Source organism: Streptomyces sp. TAA204, assembly GCF_000424965.1.
The window spans coordinates 1-18,034 of record NZ_AUKW01000001.1 but is presented as its reverse complement, the minus strand read 5'-3'; the positions used below and the strand labels follow the sequence as shown (position 1 = coordinate 18,034).

The following is an 18,034-nucleotide window of genomic DNA, read 5'->3' as shown; positions in this document are numbered from 1 at the left end:
CGCCCCCGCACCCCCGGGAGGGGCCCGCACCTCCATGTCCGTGCACAGCCATACGGCGGCCCAGTTCGAGGCGGCCACACCCGAGTTCCCCCGGCACGTCGTCACAGCCGTGCTCGTCTCCCACGACGGCGCGAGGTGGCTGCCCAAGGCGCTCTCGGGGCTCCTTGCGCAGGAACGCCCGGTGCAGAACGTCATCGCCGCCGACACCGGCAGCGCCGACGAGTCGGCCCGGCTGCTCACCGATGCTCTGGGCGCCGACCGCGTACTGCACATGGCCCGGCGTACGGGCTTCGGCGCGGCAGTCGACGAGGCCGCCCGTACAGCGGGCGCGCCGACCCCGGACGACCTTCCCTATCTGAAGCGGCCCAGCGGCTGGGACCCCGTCACCCGCACATGGCGTGACGAGGCCTACGACATGCCGGAACTCCCCCACGGCGAACCCGTCCAGTGGCTCTGGCTGCTGCACGACGACTGCGCACCTGAGCCGGACGCGCTGGGGCGGCTGTTGCGCGTCGTCGACGCCGACCCGGCCGCCACGCTCGTCGGGCCCAAGCTGCGCAGCTGGTACGACAGCAGGCAACTGCTGGAGGCCGGGGTGTCGATCGCCGACAGCGGGCGCCGCTGGACCGGCATGGACCGGCGCGAGCAGGACCAGGGGCAGCACGACCAGGTACGGACGGTGCTGTCCGTCTCCACCGCCGGAATGCTCATCCGACGCGACGTCTTCGAGCAGCTGGGAGGCTTCGACAGGCATCTTCCGCTGATGCGCGACGACGTCGACCTGTGCTGGCGGGCACACGCCGCGGGCCACGGGGTGCTGATCGTGCCGGACGCGGTGATGCGGCACGCGGAGGCAGCTTCACGTGAGCGCCGTCCGGTCGACTGCGTGGGCCGCGCGGCCAGGGGCGGCGCCAGTCCGCACCGCGTCGACAAGGCCGGCGCCGTCTACACGCTCCTCGCCAATGTGCCCGCGTCGAAGCTCCCCTGGGTCATGCTGCGCCTCGTGCTCGGCACGGTGGTGCGTACGCTCGCCTACCTCGTCGGGAAGGTGCCGGGGCAGGCACTGGACGAGGTGACCGGTCTGACCGGCACGCTGCTGCGCCCCGGGCGCCTGCTCGGGGCCCGACGCCGGCGCGGAAAGCCCGTCGTGCCCTACCCGGACATGCGGCATCTCTTCCCGCCGCCCGGTGCGACCGTGCGCGCCACCGCCGAACAGGTGGCCAGCAACTTCGGCGGACGGTCCGAGCCGGAACGCTCCTCGGGTGGACGGCACGGTGCCGTGGAGTCAGGTCCCGGCGACGACGACGCGGACTACCTGGAGGTCGAGCAGTTCGCGCGGCTGAAGCAGATCGCCCGCAAACCGGCCCCCGTGCTCTTCGCCGTACTGCTGCTGGTGTCGCTGATCGCCTGCCGTGCCCTGCTGGGCAGCGGCGCGCTCGCGGGGGGAGCGCTGCTGCCCGCACCCGCCGACGTGTCGGACCTGTGGGCCCGCTACACCGACAGCTGGCATCCGGTCGGTATCGGCGGCACCCAGACCGCTCCGCCGTACCTCGCGATCGTGGCCATGGTCGCCACCGTCTTCTTCGGCAGCACCGGCTTCGCGCTCACACTGCTGCTGGTCTGCTCCGTGCCGCTTGCGGGCCTGGCCGCGTACTTCACGTCCCGGCCCCTGGTGGACTCGCGCCTGCTGCGTGCCTGGGGGAGCGTCGCCTACGCCTTGCTGCCCGCCGTGACGGGAGCGCTCGCGGGCGGCCGTATCGGCACGGCCGTGCTGGCGGTCACTCTGCCTCTTCTGGCGCGTGCCGCGGTCGCCGTGAGCGGGCTGCGTGGCAGGCCGAGTTGGCGCTCCGTGTGGGGGTACGGCCTGCTGCTGACGCTGACCAGCGCCTTCACGCCCGTCGTGTGGCTGATCGCGCTGACACTGGCGGCCGGGCTGCTCCTGCTGCGCCGACGCGGACTCGACGGCATCCCGCTCGCCGACAGCGGTGCCGGGACCGACAGCATGCGGGGCGCAGCGCTGCGCAGCGGTGCCGCTCTGCTGACGCCGATGGTGCTGCTCGCACCCTGGTCGCTCTCGCTCGTGATGAGCCCCTCCGGTTTCCTCCGCGAGGCCGGCCTGCCGTACGGAGGCGGCTCCGCCACGGCGCTCGACCTGCTGACCCTGACACCGGGCGGCCCGGGCGCCGCCGGCGGGCTGCTGCTCGTGGGCATCGTGCTCGCCGCGCTCGCCGCGCTGCTGCGCGGCGAGCGGCAGCTTGCCGTTCGCGCTGCCTGGATCGTCGCGCTGGTGGGGCTGCTGTTCGCCGGTTTCACCAACAGCTCCGGTTGGGCCGGGCCCTCCACTCTCGTCTACGGCCTGGCGCTGCTGTGCGCGGCCGCGGTCGGGGCGGAGGGCGCGAAGGAGCGGGTCGCCGAACAGAGCTTCGGCTGGAAGCAGCCCGCGGCGGCGCTCGTCGCCGCCGCCGCGGTCGCCGCACCGCTCGTCGCCGCCGTCAGCTGGATGGTGGGCGGTGCGGACGGGCCGCTGTCACGGCGCGACCCCGTGCAGGTGCCCGCGTTCGTCGCGGAGGAGAGCAGTACGCGCGACCAGGCGCGCACCCTGGTGCTGTCGGGGAACGCCGAGGGCGCCTCCCGGGTCCCCTCGGACGTCTCGTACTCGCTCGTGCGCGGCTCCGGTGCCAGGCTGGGAGACGGCGACCTGGCGGCTGCCGGAGGTGACGACGCGAAGCTCGGCCGTGTTGTCGCCAATCTCGTGGCGGGCTCGGGCGCCGACCAGACCTCCCAGCTCGGCGGCTACGCGGTGCGCTATGTGCTCGTACGGGACGGAGCGCCCCGGCAGATGAGCCGCGTACTGGACGCGACGCCCGGTCTGACCCGGCTCAGCCAGGAGGACGGCAGCGCACTGTGGGCGGTGGACCGTCAAGTCTCCCGCATCAGCGTCGTGCCCGGCGGAGCGGGAGAGAGGCCGGCCGGGGACGAGCCGGACCCGGTTCCCGTGGCGGCGGGCCCCGTGGAGGCGCACACGGAGCTGAAGTCCGGTCCGGCCGGGAGGGTTCTGCGGATCGCCGACGCGGCCGACTCCGGGTGGAAGGCCACGCTCGGCGGAAGGCCGCTGGAGCCCGTAACGGTCGACGGATGGGCACAGGGATTCCGGCTCCCTGCGGAGGGCGGCCGTCTCGCGCTCACCTACGAGACGGGCACGGCGCACACCGTATGGCTGTGGGTGCAGGGATTCCTGGCCGTCGTGGCGGTCGTCCTGGCGCTGCCGGGCCGCCGGCGCGAGGTGGACGACGATCTCCCGGAGGTGGCCGCCGTGCCGGCGCAGCCCGTCGCGGGAGAGGGACGCCGCGCCCGCAGGCTGCGAGCCGCCTCGGATGCGGCCGACGGTGCCCAGGGACCGGACCACGCAGACCCCGCGGACTCCACTGATCACCCGGGCGCCGGCGCGCCGGATCACGGCTCCTACGGCGTGGACCACGCGGGCCAGGACCAGGACGACCGGTACGGCACGCAGGCCGGCGCCGACATCCCGTACGGCGCGGAGTACGGGCAGACCTACGGTGAGCCGCACTACGACCCCTATGACGCCCGGCAGCCGGCACAGCAGTTCTACGGCGATCAGCAGTTCTACGGCGACCAACAGCCCTACGGCGACCAACAGCCCTACGGCGACCAACAGCCCTACGGAGCGCAGCAGTCCTACGAGGGCGGGGCGTCCTACCCCGACCAGCAGCCCTACGCGCACGGTCACGACGAGGGCTACGGCCGTCCGTACGAGGACTGGGATCCGGCTCAGCAGCCCGACCACCACGCCGGGTCCGCCGACCCGTACGGCTACGACCCCCGGTACGGCAACAGGAGCGATCAGCAGTGAACCGCACCACCATGACCCTGCTCGGCGCGGTCACCGCACTGGCTGCCGTGACCGGCGTCGCCGCTGTCGCAGCGCCCGGCAGTGAGGAGTCCGGACAGGCCGGCGCGGCAGGCCGCAAGCCGGTCGAGCGCTCCACGCTGGTCTGCCCGCAGCCGAGCCTGTCCGACGTGGCGGAGACGGAGTACACCGCTTTCGCGCCGAAGGGCGGCGAGGGCAAGGGCGGCGCCGAGCTGTACCCGGCCGAGAGGGCGGACCCCGGCGATCCGTCCGGCGGGGACGACGAGGACGGCAAGGACGGCAAGGACGAGGGAGACGGCAAGGACGACGGGGACGACGAGAACAAGGAGCGCGACGAGGAGGACGGCGCGGACGGCGATCAGGGCAAGCCGGACGCCGAGCCGTTCGTGCCGCTGCGCACTCCTGGCAAGCCCGTCACGGCGCAGAAGGGCTCGACGGCGTCCGCGCTGTTCGGTTCGGCCGACGGGCGGATGGCGCCCGGCTGGACCGTCCAGCAGACGACGGACGTCGCCGCCGGAGCCGGACGTGGCCTCCAGGGGAGCGCCTGTTCGGTGCCCGACACCGACTTCTGGTTCCTCGGGGCGAGCACGGCGAAGGAGCGGCAGGACTACGTCCATCTGACGAACCCCGACAACGCCACCGCCGTCGTCGACCTGAATCTCTACGGCAAGGACGGCCGGGAGAATTCCGAAGCGGGCGAAGGCATCACCGTTCCTGCCCGCTCCACCGTGCCGGTTCTGCTGTCGACGCTGACGACGGAGTCGGCGGCGAACGTCGGGCTGCACGTCGTGGCCCGTTCCGGCCGCGTCGGCGCGCAGGTGCAGGCGGCCGACGAGAAGCTGGGCGGCGACTGGGTCTCCGCCGCCGCCGACCCGAACCCCAGCGCGGTCCTGCCCGGCATTCCGGGGGACGCGACTTCCGTACGGCTGGTCGTCTTCGCCCCCGGGGAGAACGACGCGGACCTCAAGGTCCAGCTGGCGACACCGTCCGGACAGATCACGCCGGCGGGCCACGAGACGCTGCACGTAAAGGGCGGCATGACGACCGCCGTCGATCTGCGGGACCTCACCAAGGGAGAGGCGGGCTCGCTCGTGCTCACTCCCTCGGAGGGGGGAAGTGACGCCACTCCGGTGGTCGCGGCGCTGCGGGTGACGCGCGGCAAGGGCTCGAAGCAGGAGACCGCCTTCATCCCGAGCACCGCGCCCCTCGTCGAACGCGCGACCGCCGCGGACAACCGGGACAAGGGCTCCAGCCTCTCGCTCACCGCGACCGGATCGGCGGCCACGGTGCGGGTGACGGCATCCGCGGGCAGCGGCGGCGGCAGCGCGGTGAGCAAGACGTACAAGGTCAAGGGGAAGACCACCAAGTCCCTTGTCCCGCCCCGTCCGCAGGGCGGGAAGGGAACCTACGCGGTGACGGTCGAACGGCTCTCGGGCGGGCAGGTCTACGCCTCGCGGATGCTGGAGCGGAAGAAGGACGGCCTGCCCGCGTTCACGGTGCAGACGCTGCCCGACGACCGCGGCACCGTCTCGGTGCCCGTCTCCGGTCAGGATCTGTCCGTGCTGACGGACGACTGAGCGGGCAGAGACGCCCGCGCCACCGACCCACTGTCTGGCGGCGCTTGCGCAGGCCGCCCGGCTCTGCCGCCGTGACGGGATCACCGCGGAGGGCGCCCTGAGGCAGGTCCCGCACGAGGTGCTCCCGCAGCGAACCGGAGGGGTGCCCGCCCGCCGGGGGCAGGCCGGGCACGCGGCCCTGCCTGTGGCGCGTCACCGGCGGCTCCGGCCGCTGCTCCCGCTGCTCCCGTCCCGGAACGGGCCCGTCCGGGCGCGGAGTTCGGCCGTCCGGCGGCCCGCACCGCAGGGAGGGACGCTGCTGCTGCGACCGGGAAAGGATTCACCGGCTCGGGGCTCACGGCACCGGACGCCGGTCACCCGGCTGACCAACCTCCCCGGACGTCACTAGTCCTGTCCGTACCGCGGATCGACCGACTCCGGGGAGAGGCCCAGCAGTTCGGCCACCTGCTCCACCACCACCTCGTGCACGAGGAGCGCCCGTTCGTCGCGACTGCGTGTGCGGATCTCGACGGGGCGGCGGTAGACGACGATCCGGTCGGGCCGGTCGTCCTTGGCCTCGGTCACGCGGCCGAGAGGTACGACTTCGGCCTGCTCGTCCAGTTCGCCGTTGTCCGTACGGGGCACTTCCTGTACCGCGAACTCGACCCCGGTCAGCTGCGGCCAGCGCCTCTCCAGTCTGTTGACGGAGTCGCGCACCATGTCGTCGAACGACTCCGAGCGGCTGACGGCGAGCGGTACCTGGGGCGGTGCCACCGGCCCCCGCATGCCGCGCCCGTGACGGTCGCGACGTCGTGGCCGCGGGTCGTGAGCGCCGGTAACGGAATCCTCGGAGTGCTCCGGCCGACGGGGCGGTACAGGGCTGTTCATTGAGCTGAGCCTAGTCTCCGTACGTGTCGTGAGAAGTCCGCACCGGGTCATTCACGAACGTGTCTCCAAATGACCGTTGACATTGCGTTTCATGCCATTTTCCGTTCGGTTCAAGACCGTTGATCTCGCCACCGAGAGCCTGCTTGAGCGCGACTCCCGACCGATTGCCGCGTGTTGGCCGACTCGCCCCGGACGTAGGCGTGTCGGCGTCCGAGTCTTCTCGCAGATCAGGTGTTTCCGGCGTATCGGGACGACACGACGGGGTGACGTCAAGGAGAGTCGTCGCGGGCCGCTCAAGAGTGCGGTACGGTCCAACGTCGTGAGCCCTGTACGTCGCTGTTCGCGCACCGCATGCGGCCGTCCCGCCGTCGCGACGCTCACGTACGTCTACGCGGACTCGACCGCCGTCCTCGGACCGCTCGCCACCTACGCGGAACCGCACTGCTACGACCTGTGTTCGGAGCATTCGGAGCGGCTGACCGCGCCGCGCGGCTGGGAAGTCGTACGCCTCGCGGTCGACTCCGGTCCCGCCCGGCCGAGCGGAGACGATCTCGAAGCGCTCGCCAACGCCGTTCGGGAGGCGGCCCGTACGCCCCGGCGTGACCCGTCCTCCGCCGTGCCCTCCGACGCGGTGGGCGGTCCCGGCGGGCGTGACTCCGACCCGATGGAGGTTGCCCGGCGCGGCCACCTCCGCGTGCTCAGGTCGCCCGAGCCGTAGTCCGTCCCGGCGGGCGGACGAAGCAGCACGCCCGACGGAGCCCCGGCACGGCCCGCCACTTCGCGACATGCGCCCGGACGTGCCCGGCGGCGACCGGTGACCGGGCATCCTGCGGGTAGATTTGGCCCCTCGTGAGCTGTCGAGAACCCTGAAGATCCAGGAGAGGGCTGGCCCGTGGCTGATCTGTCGGAGATCGTGAAGGCGTACGACGTGCGCGGTGTGGTGCCGGACCAGTGGGACGAGCCACTCGCCGAACTGTTCGGGGCCGCCTTCGTCCGCGTCACCGAGGCGTCCGCGATCGTGGTCGGCCACGACATGAGGCCGTCCTCTCCCGGGCTGTCGCGTGCGTTCGGCCGAGGTGCCGCCGGGCAGGGCGCCGACGTCACGGAGATCGGGCTGTGCTCGACCGACCAGCTCTACTTCGCGAGCGGTGAACTGAACATCCCGGGCGCGATGTTCACCGCCAGCCACAACCCGGCGCGCTACAACGGGATCAAGATGTGCCGGGCCGGCGCCGCCCCGGTCGGCCAGGACAGCGGGCTCGCCGACGTCCGTGCCCTGGTCGAGGAATGGTCCGGTTCGGGCCTGCCGGCGAGGGACCCGGACGCGCGCACCGGCACGATCAGCCGGCGGGACGTGCTCTCCGACTACGCGGAGTATCTGCGTGCGCTCGTCGACCTCACCGCCATCCGGCCCCTGAAGGTCGTGGTGGACGCGGGGAACGGCATGGGCGGCCACACCGTCCCGACGGTCTTCGACGGCCTTCCGCTGCAACTCGACGCCATGTACTTCGAACTGGACGGCACGTTCCCCAACCACGAGGCCAATCCGCTCGACCCCAAGAACATCGTCGACCTCCAGCAGCGCGTGCGGGAGACCGGCGCCGACATCGGACTGGCCTTCGACGGCGACGCGGACCGGTGCTTCGTGGTCGACGAGAAGGGAGACCCGGTCTCACCGTCCGCGATCACCGCACTGGTCGCCGCGCGTGAACTCGCCAGGTCGCCCGGCTCCACCGTCATCCACAACCTGATCACGTCGTGGTCCGTGCCCGAGGTCGTGCGGGAGAGCGGCGGCACGCCCGTACGTACGCGCGTGGGGCACTCCTTCATCAAGACGGAGATGGCGCGCACCGGCGCGATCTTCGGCGGAGAGCACTCCGCGCACTACTACTTCCGCGACTTCTGGAACGCGGACACGGGCATGCTCGCAGCGCTGCACGTGCTGGCGGCGCTGGGGGGACAGCAGGGGCCGCTCTCGGAGCTCGTCCAGGAGTACGACCGTTACGCGGCCTCCGGCGAGATCAACAGCACCGTCGACGACCAGACAGGCCGTGCGGCCGCGGTGAAGGCGGCCTACCAGGACCGTGGCGGTGTCGAGATCGACGAACTGGACGGGCTGACGGTCACGGCCGCCGACTGGTGGTTCAACCTGCGGGCCTCCAACACCGAACCGCTGCTCCGGTTGAACGTCGAGGCGCGCGACGCCGGCACGGCCGCCGCGGTGCGTGACGAAGTCCTGGCGATCGTACGGGGGTAGAGCTTCCCGTCCTGCGGGCAGTGCGCGCGGCTTCGTGCGCACTGCCCGCAGGACGCGTGCACGCTCCGCCATCACCGGCCGGTGTGGGGCCCGGCCGTGCCTCCGCCGAGCCACCGCCGAGGCCCACGCCACCCTCGCCGGCCACCTCGACGGGCGCACGACGGGCGCCCCGCCCCCGGCGGTACCCTGGCCACCAGCCGCGCCTGCCTCCGAAAGGGTCACGATGTCGCTCGAAGCCGGTCTCCTGGAGATCCTCGCCTGCCCGGCGTGCCACTCGCCGCTCCGCGAGGAGGGCGAAGAACTGGTCTGCACGGGCGGCAAGGAGTGCTCTCTCGCCTACCCGGTCCGCGACGGCATCCCGGTCCTCCTCGTGGACGAGGCACGGCGCCCGTCCTGATCAGGGGGCGGCCCCGGCCCACCGGGCCCGGTCCGGCCCGGCATCACATCACCAATCACACACCCGGCGCGGGCAGCACACGGCCCCGCAGCCGATCGGAGGCTCCGGAAGATGCTCGACGAGTCACTCCTCGACTCTCCTGAAGCCCTCGCCCGCGCGGACGCCAACGGTCTGCTGCGCGGTGCTGCCGAAGCCGGCGCCCACGTGCGTACGGCCGTGCGGCGGGCGACGGAGGCCGGGCTGACCGAGTTGCAGCCCGACGGTCGTCCGCGTGCCGTGCTCGTCGCCGGCCCCGGACAGACGACCGCCTGCGCGGCCGACCTTCTCGGCGCGCTCGCCGACGGCGCGACCCCCGTCACGCTGCTGCGCCCGTCTGGACCGCAGGCTGATCCCGGGGCGCTGCGCTGGACGTTGCCGGGCTGGGCCGGTTCGCTGGATCTGCTGCTCGTCGCCACGCCGGACGGCGGCGAACCGGGTCTGACGGCGCTGATCGAGCAGGCGCACCGGCGCGGCTGCACTGTCGCGACCGTCTCTCCGTCCGCGTCACCCGCCGCCGAGCTGACCGCGGAGACCCACGGGCTGGCCGTGCCGCTCGTCACAGGGCCGGGCACGGACCGGGAGCCGGCGGAGAGCCCCGTGAACGGGCCGGGCGGGCACGACCTGCCGGCCGGGCACGACCCGCGGGGCGGGCCCGCCGCAGCGGAAGCCAACGACCGGCCGGACGGGTCGTTCCGGCATGCCGGGCGGCACGCGCCGTCCGCGCCCGCTGGCTCACCGAGCGACCTCTGGCCGCTGCTGACGCCGCTCCTCCTCCTCTGCGACCGTCTCGGACTGTTCCCGGCGGGGCCTGCTGCCCTGCAGGCTCTCGCGGACCGTCTGGACCACGTCGCGGAGCGCTGCGGCCCGGCCGTCGCCACCTACGACAATCCCGCCAAGTCCCTCGCCACCGAACTCTCCGGCACTCTCCCGCTGTTGTGGAGCGAGGGTGCCGTCGCGGGCGCCGTGGCACGGCACGCCGCCACCACCCTGGCGGCCGTCCCGGGTGTCCCCTCCCTCGCCGCGGAGCTGCCCGAGGCGATGGCCGGGCACTCCGCGCTGCTGTCCGGGGCGTTCGCCGCGTCGTCCGACCCGGAGGACTTCTTCCGCGACCGCGTCGAGGAGCCCGAATCGCTGCACGCCCGGGTGGTCCTGCTGCGCGAGGACGCGCTCCAGGAGGAGTCCGCCGTGCCCGCCGTACGGGATGTGACGTACGCCCGCGACGTCCCCCTCAGTGAACTCGGACCCACCGACGGCAGCAGCCCGCTGGAAGCCGCAGCCGAACTGACCGCCACCGCCGCTTTCACCGCCGTTTACCTGTCGCTGGCCGACCGCGGCGCATCATGGTCCTGACCGCCGGAAGGAAGCGAAGCGTCACCGCATGGACCGCCTCACCAACACCGTCAAGCCCTACGCATGGGGCTCGACGACCGCCATACCCGGACTCCTCGGCACCCCGCCCACGGGCGAGCCGCAGGCCGAACTGTGGATGGGTGCCCATCCCGGAGCGCCGTCGAGCCTCGACCGCGGGAAGGGCGCGCAGTCCCTCCCCGACGTCATCGCGGCTGATCCCGAAGGTGAGCTGGGGCCCGGATCCGTACGTGCCTTCGGGCCGCGCCTGCCGTTCCTGCTGAAGCTGCTGGCTGCCGCCTCGCCCCTCTCCCTTCAGGTGCATCCGGACCTCGGCCAGGCGGCCGAGGGGTTCGCCGAGGAGGAAGCACGCGGTGTGCCCCTGGAGTCGCCCGAGCGCAACTACAAGGATCCCTTCCACAAGCCGGAACTCATCTGCGCGCTCACGCCGTTCGACGGTCTGTGCGGGTTCCGCACGGCCGAGGAGGCCGCCGGTCTGCTGGCCGGCCTGGACGTGGACGGCCTCAAGCCCTACGTCGACGTGCTGCGGGCCGGTCCGGCGAGCGAAGCGCTGCGCGAGGTCCTGACCGCCGTGCTCACCGCCGACCGCGACGCGACGGCCCGTACGGTCGCCGAAGCGGCACGGGCGGCGGAGGCACTCTCACTGCGGTCCGGCAGCCCGTACGCGCCCGCGTACGGCGTGTACGCCTCGCTCGCCCACCACTACCCGGGCGATCCCGGCGTGATCGCCGCAATGCTGCTCAACCACGTGCGTCTGCAGCCCGGTGAGGCGCTCTACCTCGGCGCCGGAGTTCCGCACGCCTATCTCGAAGGTCTCGGTGTCGAGATCATGGCCAACTCCGACAACGTGCTGCGCTGCGGGCTCACTCCCAAGCATGTGGACGTACCCGAACTGCTGCGCATCGTCCGCTTCGAGCCGGGTGAGCCCGGCATCCTGCGGCCGGAGGCCGGGCCGGACGGCGAGGAACGCTACGACGTCCCCGCCGGCGAATTCCGCCTCTCCCGCTACGTGTTCGCCCGGGGCGGCGTACCGGGCAGGCTCGGCGCCGCAGCCCCGCAGATCCTGCTGTGCACCGCCGGAAGTGTCGTGCTGCGCGGCGAGGGAGGAACCGGCGGGACGGGAACCGGGCCCGGAACAGGAACCCCGGCCGGAGGCGGAGCCGGTGAACTGACCCTGCGGCAGGGGCAGTCGGCCTATGTACGGGCAGGGGAGCGGCTGACCGCCGGCGGTGAAGGTACGCTCTTCCGCGCCACGGTGGCCGTCTGACAGGACGGCCGTCCGTGCGGCCCGCAGCCGCGCGTCAGGAGCCGGCAGGCCACCCGTACAGGCAGATCACCACGAGAGAAGGACAAGCGACTCGCATGAGTGCATCAGGCGGTTCGAAGGCGATCATCGCCGCGCTGGGCGCCAACCTGGCCATCGCAGTGGGCAAGTTCGTCGCGTTCGTCTTCAGCGGTTCGTCCTCGATGCTCGCGGAGGGCGTGCACTCGCTCGCCGACTCGGGCAACCAGGCACTGCTGCTGCTGGGCGGCAAGAAGGCGAAGAAGGACGCCAGCGAGGCACACCCCTTCGGGTACGGCCGTGAACGCTACATCTACGGCTTCCTCGTCTCGATCGTCCTGTTCACCATCGGCGGTGTCTTCGCGCTCTACGAGGGCTACGAGAAGATCAAGCACCCGCACGAGATCGACGTCTGGTACTGGCCGGTCGGTGTGCTGGTCTTCGCCATCATCGCGGAGACGCTCTCCTTCCGTACGGCGATCAAGGAGGCGAACGACGTCCGCGGTTCCCTGAGCTGGAGCCAGTTCGTACGCCGCGCCAAGGCACCCGAACTTCCCATCGTGCTCCTGGAGGACCTGGGCGCTCTCGTGGGCCTCTTCCTCGCCCTCTTCGGCGTCAGTGCCGCGATCATCACCGGCGACGGCGTGTGGGACGGCATCGGCACGCTGTGCATCGGCGCGCTTCTCGTCGTGATCGCGATCGTGCTCGCGGCGGAGACCAAGTCGCTGCTGCTGGGCGAGTCCGCGGACCCCGACGAGCGCGAGAAGATCCGCGTCGCCATCGTCGACGGGCGGACAGTGACGAGAATCATTCACATGCGTACGCTCCACCTCGGCCCCGAGGAACTGCTCGTCGCCGCCAAGGTGGCCGTGGAGCACGACGACACCGCGGGAGAGGTCGCGCGGGCGATCGACGAGGCGGAGAACCGGATCCGGCAGGCTGTTCCCAGCGCGCGGGCGATCTATCTGGAGCCGGACATATACCGGCCGGAAGCCTCCGATCCCAAGGTCTGACCGGGGTCCGGCAGCGCAAAGAGGCGTCCCGTCGAGCTTCCCGGCTGTGATCGGATGTGTGGGAGGGCGCACTCCTGGGCATCGGCACAACTGCGTGCAGTGTGCGGCCGGGAACCGACGAGGTTGGAAGGTCCGCCCTTGCTCGTACGTGAGAAATCCGCTCGACTGGACGAGCGGTGTAGATTCGTAGAGCGCAGACGTCGCTGCTGATGGCGGTCGGCTGGCCCGTTCCGGGCCACCGAGGGAGAGAGGGCCTCCGACGACTGGGTTGCGAGCAAGGGACCAGTGTGTCCGGGTGCGCTCCGCGTACACCGGGCACGCGCCGCACACAGAGCCCAAGTGCCGCAGCACGGACCAGTCAGCCATGACCTCGACATCGAGGAGAGCAGTTCGCATGACGACGACCTCCAACGGCCAGGACTTCAAGGTCGCAGATCTTTCCCTTGCGGCCTTCGGCCGCAAGGAGATCCGCCTGGCCGAGCACGAGATGCCCGGCCTTATGGCGATCCGCAAGGAGTACGCCGCTGACAAGCCTCTGACAGGGGCCCGGGTCACCGGGTCGCTTCACATGACCGTGCAGACGGCCGTCCTGATCGAGACCCTGACCGCCCTCGGCGCAGAGGTCCGCTGGGCGTCCTGCAACATCTTCTCCACGCAGGACCACGCCGCCGCCGCCGTCGCGGTCGGCCCGAACGGCACTCCGGAAAACCCGCAGGGAATCCCGGTCTTCGCCTGGAAGGGCGAGACGCTCGAGGAGTACTGGTGGTGCACGGAGCAGGCCCTGACCTGGCCGGGCGCCGCCACCGGCGGGCCGAACATGATCCTCGACGACGGCGGTGACGCCACACTCCTCGTCCACAAGGGCGTCGAGTACGAGAAGGACGGCGCCGCCCCCTCCGTCGACACCGCGGAGAACGACGAGCACCGGGTCGTCCTGGAGGTGCTCAACCGCACCCTGCGGGAGAACCCGCAGAAGTGGACGCAGCTGGCCTCGGAGATCCGTGGCGTGACGGAGGAGACCACCACCGGCGTGCACCGCCTGTACGAGATGCAGCGGGACGGTTCGCTGCTCTTCCCGGCGATCAACGTCAACGACTCCGTCACCAAGTCGAAGTTCGACAACAAGTACGGCTGCCGTCACTCGCTCATCGACGGCATCAACCGCGCCACCGACGTGCTCATCGGCGGCAAGGTCGCGGTGGTCTTCGGCTACGGCGACGTCGGCAAGGGCTGCGCGGACTCGCTGCGCGGTCAGGGCGCGCGCGTCCTGATTACCGAGATCGACCCGATCTGCGCGCTGCAGGCCGCGATGGACGGCTACCAGGTGGTGACCCTGGAGGACGTCGTGGAGACCGCGGACATCTTCATCACCACGACGGGCAACAAGGACATCATCATGGCCTCGGACATGGCCCGGATGAAGCACCAGGCCATCGTCGGCAACATCGGCCACTTCGACAACGAGATCGACATGGCCGGACTCGCCGCCATCGACGGCGTCGTCAGGGACGAGGTCAAGCCGCAGGTCCACACCTGGACGTTCAAGGACGGCAAGGTCCTCATCGTGCTGTCCGAGGGCCGTCTGCTGAACCTGGGCAACGCCACCGGGCACCCCTCGTTCGTGATGTCCAACAGCTTCGCGAACCAGACGATCGCGCAGATCGAGCTGTTCACGAAGCCGGAGTCGTACCCGACCGAGGTCTACGTGCTGCCCAAGCACCTGGACGAGAAGGTCGCCCGGCTCCACCTGGACGCCCTCGGGGTGAGGCTCACCACGCTCCGCCAGGACCAGGCCGACTACATCGGCGTCCCGGTCGAAGGGCCGTACAAGCCGGAGCACTACCGCTACTGACCGGCGGCAGCTCCGGCAGCCCGCCCGTCACTCCGCAGGTGCCGACGGGCGCCGGCGAGCTCACGCGAAGGCTCCCGCCTCTCCGGCGGGGGCCTTCCGCTCTGCCGCCACACCGCCGCACGTAGAGTCGCCCCATGCCACGCGGCCGGTACTCGCTCCACGATCCGCACGATCACACCCCCCTGGGCGAAGAACACTTCAACTGCGCCCCCGGTCCCTCCGGCTGGCGCTACGTCTCCCGGATCACCACACCTTCCGGTGACGAATCCGGCTCCGTCGACCTGGCCCTCGACGAACTCGGCCGGCCGATCCGCCTCGAACTCCACTCCGGGGGCTGGCAGGTGCGCGGGGTCGCCCTCGACGGCGTCACCTGGGTCCGTACCGACCCGAGAGGCGAACACGCCCAGGAGGGCAACGTGCCCGCCCACTCCTTCACCGGCGGATCCCCCGCGTTCCTCGTCGCGACCTCACGGCTGCTGCGCCTGGCGGCCGGTGCCCCCGCCACCCGCGTACGCCTCGTCTCCCTCGCACCCCCCGTTCTCGCCCCCCGCACGCTCGACCAGGCGTGGGCACTGCTCGGAACTGAAGCACACCCGACCGACAACGACCCGCTGGTCGTGGAGAACTACCAGGTCGGCGAGGTCGACACAGGGGAGCAGCACCCGGTCCACATCGCCGGTGACGTCGTGCTGGCCGCTCCCGGCATCGAACTGGAGGAGCTGGACACCCCGCCCTCCAGGTTCGGTTGAACCACGCTTTCCGGCCGCTGTGACCGACGCGTCCCGCTCCGCTCGCCGGCCGCACAACAGCGGCTCACGGCAGGCCCGTTCTCACCACGGCGGTACGAACCCGGTGCTCGGCCTCTCCCGTTCCTGCGGCTCCCGCGGCCGTCCTCCTCCTCCACCACGACCACCACCCGAACCTCCACGTCCGTGTCCCCCGTCGCCGGGGCCATGCGCTTGATGCGCGGCAGGCGGCGCCGGGACCGGGGCCGGGGCGGACGCCGAGACCGGTACCCACGGGTGCTGCGGCGGAGTCGGAGGCCCGCCGGTCCCCTCGGCAGCGCCGCCGTCGGCGGAGACCGCCGTGGGCGAGGCGGTTCCGTGCGCACCGAAGGTCCGCTGCGCCTCGCGTGCCTGCCGCTCGGCGACCACACCCGCCAGGTAGGCCGCGGCCGGCACACCGCCGGGTGCCGGTACGCCCGTACACGCGACGAGATCCGCCGCGAGCCGCTCCGCCATCGAACGGCTCACGGTCTCGTCGAGCTGGCCGGCCCGCATCAGGTACTGGCGCACGGCCAGCCACAGTCCACCCGGTACCCGTGACAGGTCCAGCTCCCCGAACCGTCCCGCGAGCCAGTCCGGCGGAGGCGGCGCCGGTACACCCCGTGCGGCCGGCACCCTCTCGCGCACGACGAGCGTCCCCGCGAACACGTCCCCCAGCCGCCGTCCCCTGGCTGAGACCAGCGAAGCGGTGCAGGCGATCACCCCGAGGAACAGCTGGATCTCGATGACCGCGAGCGCCCCGCGCACCAGCGCGTGCCGGAACCGGATCGGACCGCCGTCCTCCCGTACCGCCCGCAGGCCGCACACCAGCTTGCCCACCGACCGTCCACGGCTCAGCGTCTCGACAGCGATCGGAGCGCCCACCAGCACGAGCAGGAACAGCGCCACCTGGACGGCCGCCGTTGCCGCGGCGTCCAGCGAGGCGACCGCCGTCAGCAGCATCAAAGACACCGCCAGATAGACGGCCCAGGCGAGCAGAAGATCGATGAAGACCGCCAGCGCGCGGCTCGGCAGCCGCGCCGGACGGAGACCGAGAACGACGGCGTCACCTGTCACGAGTTCGCTCACGGTGCCTCCTGCCTCACAGATCGCCCCTCCGCCGCACAGTCTGCCGCCCCCGCGAAGCGATCTGCCAAGCTCTCACCATGGATCTGGATGTCTTCGTCTCCGCTCACAGGGCGGAGTGGGACCGGCTGGAGGAACTGCTGCGCCGCAGGCGCCGGTTGTCCGGCAAGGAGGCGGACGAACTCGTCACCCTGTACCAGCGCACCGCCACACACCTCTCCCAGGTCCAGTCGAGCGCACCCGACCCCGCGCTGGCGGGAAGCCTCACCACCCTCGTCGCACGTGCACGCAGTGCTGTGACGGGGCCCCGCAGGGCATCGTGGCGGGACGCCGCCCGCTTCTTCACCGCCGGCTTCCCGGCAGCCGTCTACCGCACTCGCGACTGGTGGGTGCCGACGGCCCTCTTGTCGGTCGTGGTCGCCGCTCTCATCGGCTGGTGGATCGGGGCTGACCCCGACGTACGGTCGGCGATCGCCGCACCCGACGAACTGCGTGAGATGACACGCCCGGGAGGCCAGTACGAGACGTACTACTCCAGCCATCCGGCCACCTCCTTCGCCGCGCAGGTCTGGACGAACAACGCCCAGGCAGTCGCCGTCTGCCTCGTCTTCGGCGCGCTGCTGGGCATCCCCGTGCTGTGGGTGCTCTTCCAGAACATGCTCAACCTCGGGATCGGCATCGGTCTGATGGAGTCGGCCGGCCGCCTCGACATCTTCCTCGGTCTTGTCCTGCCGCACGGAATCCTCGAACTCACCGCGGTCTTCGTCGCGGCGGGTACGGGTCTGCGGCTGGGGTGGACGGTCATCGATCCCGGACCGCGCACCCGTCGCGTCGCGCTCGCCGCTGAGGGGCGATCAGCCATCGGAATGGCCGTGGGGCTGACGGCTGTTCTGTTCGTCTCCGGTGTCATCGAGGGCTTCGTGACACCGTCCGGCCTCCCCACGTGGATCCGCGTCACGATCGGCGTCGCGAGTGAACTGGTGTTCCTGGCCTATGTGTACGTGCTGGGAAAGCGCGCGGCACAGGCCGGGGAGACCGGGGACGTCGGGCCCGACGACCGTGCGGCAACGGTGCCGACGGCGGCGTGATGTGCGTCCGCCCCCGGCCACCTGTTACTGTTCTCGCCGCCCCGGAAAGCCGGTTCGACCCGGTTCTCCGAGGCGGTGGAATCGAGTGGTTGCCGAAGAGCCGACGAGTTCGGAAGCAACAGCTGGAGACCTCTTGGCTTCGAGTCGCGCAATCAGATTGCGGGACGCAGAGAAGCCCCCCGATTTTCTGTCGGATCAGCTCTGATAGAGTCGGTTTCACCGAGAGGGAAACGTCCGGAGAGGCCCTGTGAGGGGTTTTGAAGGGATCGTCCGTTCTTTGAGAACTCAACAGTGTGCCAAAAGTCAACGCCAGATATGTTGATACCTCGTGCCTCATAGTTTTGTGGGGTGGGGTTTCTTTGAGATTGATCAGCGAGGATGTTGTGCATGCCGGGATGATTCCTCCCGGTGGTGCCGCTCTTCGGTGGTTGCTGATGAAGCATTCACGGAGAGTTTGATCCTGGCTCAGGACGAACGCTGGCGGCGTGCTTAACACATGCAAGTCGAACGATGAAGCCCTTTCGGGGGTGGATTAGTGGCGAACGGGTGAGT

13 protein-coding genes and 1 rRNA gene are annotated in these 18,034 nt (G+C 71.2%); 12 read left to right on the top strand and 2 right to left on the bottom strand.

Translation table 11 applies throughout. From position 1 onward, the window contains the following. The first annotated feature begins 34 nt into the window (after positions 1 to 34). Both H343_RS0100070 and H343_RS0100065 read left to right on the top strand, forming a co-directional pair. A complete protein-coding gene (locus tag H343_RS0100070; protein WP_028429464.1) occupies positions 35 to 3,874 on the top strand; it encodes a glycosyltransferase in 3,840 nt (1,279 codons plus the stop codon). Further along, on the top strand, positions 3,871 to 5,469 hold the full coding sequence (locus H343_RS0100065) for a DUF5719 family protein (protein ID WP_028429463.1): 1,599 nt from the start codon (positions 3,871 to 3,873) through the stop codon (positions 5,467 to 5,469). Before H343_RS0100070 ends, H343_RS0100065 begins: the two co-directional genes overlap by 4 nt. A 384-nt stretch (positions 5,470 to 5,853) precedes the next feature. Here H343_RS0100065 and H343_RS0100060 read toward each other — a convergent pair whose 3' ends face one another. Continuing rightward, entirely contained in the window at positions 5,854 to 6,336 is a 483-nt protein-coding gene (locus H343_RS0100060; protein ID WP_078504884.1) for a metallopeptidase family protein, read from the bottom strand. Between the two features lie 244 nt (positions 6,337 to 6,580). Here H343_RS0100060 and H343_RS0100055 point away from each other — a divergent pair, with 244 nt between their 5' ends. The 8 genes from H343_RS0100055 to H343_RS0100020 all read left to right on the top strand — a co-directional run bounded on the left by H343_RS0100055 (position 6,581) and on the right by H343_RS0100020 (position 15,293). Further along, entirely contained in the window at positions 6,581 to 7,054 is a 474-nt protein-coding gene (locus H343_RS0100055) for a DUF3499 domain-containing protein (RefSeq protein WP_078504943.1), read from the top strand. A 174-nt stretch (positions 7,055 to 7,228) separates the two neighbouring features. Next, positions 7,229 to 8,593 (top strand): phosphomannomutase/phosphoglucomutase, encoded by a 1,365-nt coding sequence (locus H343_RS0100050; protein ID WP_028429460.1) that lies wholly within the window; start codon positions 7,229 to 7,231, stop codon positions 8,591 to 8,593. A gap of 223 nt (positions 8,594 to 8,816) precedes the next feature. Next, positions 8,817 to 8,990 (top strand): Trm112 family protein, encoded by a 174-nt coding sequence (locus tag H343_RS33725; protein WP_078504883.1) that lies wholly within the window; start codon positions 8,817 to 8,819, stop codon positions 8,988 to 8,990. A gap of 111 nt (positions 8,991 to 9,101) precedes the next feature. Next, complete coding sequence (locus tag H343_RS0100040) at positions 9,102 to 10,379, top strand: SIS domain-containing protein (RefSeq protein WP_028429459.1); 1,278 nt, start codon at positions 9,102 to 9,104, stop codon at positions 10,377 to 10,379. Positions 10,380 to 10,407: 28 nt separating this feature from the next. After that, on the top strand, positions 10,408 to 11,664 hold the full coding sequence (gene manA / locus H343_RS0100035; RefSeq protein WP_028429458.1) for a mannose-6-phosphate isomerase, class I: 1,257 nt from the start codon (positions 10,408 to 10,410) through the stop codon (positions 11,662 to 11,664). A gap of 95 nt (positions 11,665 to 11,759) precedes the next feature. Further along, positions 11,760 to 12,692, top strand: a complete 933-nt coding sequence (locus H343_RS0100030; RefSeq protein ID WP_028429457.1) for a cation diffusion facilitator family transporter — start codon at positions 11,760 to 11,762, stop codon at positions 12,690 to 12,692. Between the two features lie 394 nt (positions 12,693 to 13,086). After that, a complete protein-coding gene (gene ahcY / locus H343_RS0100025; protein WP_028429456.1) occupies positions 13,087 to 14,544 on the top strand; it encodes an adenosylhomocysteinase in 1,458 nt (485 codons plus the stop codon). Positions 14,545 to 14,678: 134 nt separating this feature from the next. Continuing rightward, the gene (locus tag H343_RS0100020; RefSeq protein ID WP_028429455.1) at positions 14,679 to 15,293 is read left to right on the top strand and encodes a hypothetical protein; all 615 of its coding nucleotides are present in this window, start codon (positions 14,679 to 14,681) and stop codon (positions 15,291 to 15,293) included. A gap of 81 nt (positions 15,294 to 15,374) precedes the next feature. Here the strand turns inward: H343_RS0100020 and H343_RS0100015 are convergent, their stop codons facing one another. Further along, on the bottom strand, positions 15,375 to 16,397 hold the full coding sequence (locus H343_RS0100015) for an RDD family protein (protein ID WP_028429454.1): 1,023 nt from the start codon (positions 16,395 to 16,397) through the stop codon (positions 15,375 to 15,377). A 77-nt stretch (positions 16,398 to 16,474) separates the two neighbouring features. Between H343_RS0100015 and H343_RS0100010 the strand changes: the two genes are divergently transcribed. Together H343_RS0100010 and H343_RS0100005 are read left to right on the top strand one after the other, a co-directional pair. Next, the gene (locus H343_RS0100010) at positions 16,475 to 17,482 is read left to right on the top strand and encodes a stage II sporulation protein M (protein ID WP_028429453.1); all 1,008 of its coding nucleotides are present in this window, start codon (positions 16,475 to 16,477) and stop codon (positions 17,480 to 17,482) included. 442 nt (positions 17,483 to 17,924) lie between these two features. After that, positions 17,925 to 18,034: ribosomal RNA gene (locus H343_RS0100005) — 16S ribosomal RNA — on the top strand; the annotation flags it as partial.

Bases quoted from the DNA above. Each gene is read 5' to 3' on its own strand.
- H343_RS0100070 (WP_028429464.1), top strand. From the start codon at position 35: ATGTCCGTGCACAGCCATACGGCGGCCCAGTTCGAGGCGGCCACACCC.
- H343_RS0100060 (WP_078504884.1), bottom strand. From the start codon at position 6,336: ATGAACAGCCCTGTACCGCCCCGTCGGCCGGAGCACTCCGAGGATTCC.
- H343_RS33725 (WP_078504883.1), top strand. From the start codon at position 8,817: ATGTCGCTCGAAGCCGGTCTCCTGGAGATCCTCGCCTGCCCGGCGTGC.
- H343_RS0100040 (WP_028429459.1), top strand. From the start codon at position 9,102: ATGCTCGACGAGTCACTCCTCGACTCTCCTGAAGCCCTCGCCCGCGCG.
- manA (WP_028429458.1), top strand. From the start codon at position 10,408: ATGGACCGCCTCACCAACACCGTCAAGCCCTACGCATGGGGCTCGACG.
- H343_RS0100030 (WP_028429457.1), top strand. From the start codon at position 11,760: ATGAGTGCATCAGGCGGTTCGAAGGCGATCATCGCCGCGCTGGGCGCC.
- ahcY (WP_028429456.1), top strand. From the start codon at position 13,087: ATGACGACGACCTCCAACGGCCAGGACTTCAAGGTCGCAGATCTTTCC.
- H343_RS0100020 (WP_028429455.1), top strand. From the start codon at position 14,679: ATGCCACGCGGCCGGTACTCGCTCCACGATCCGCACGATCACACCCCC.
- H343_RS0100010 (WP_028429453.1), top strand. From the start codon at position 16,475: ATGGATCTGGATGTCTTCGTCTCCGCTCACAGGGCGGAGTGGGACCGG.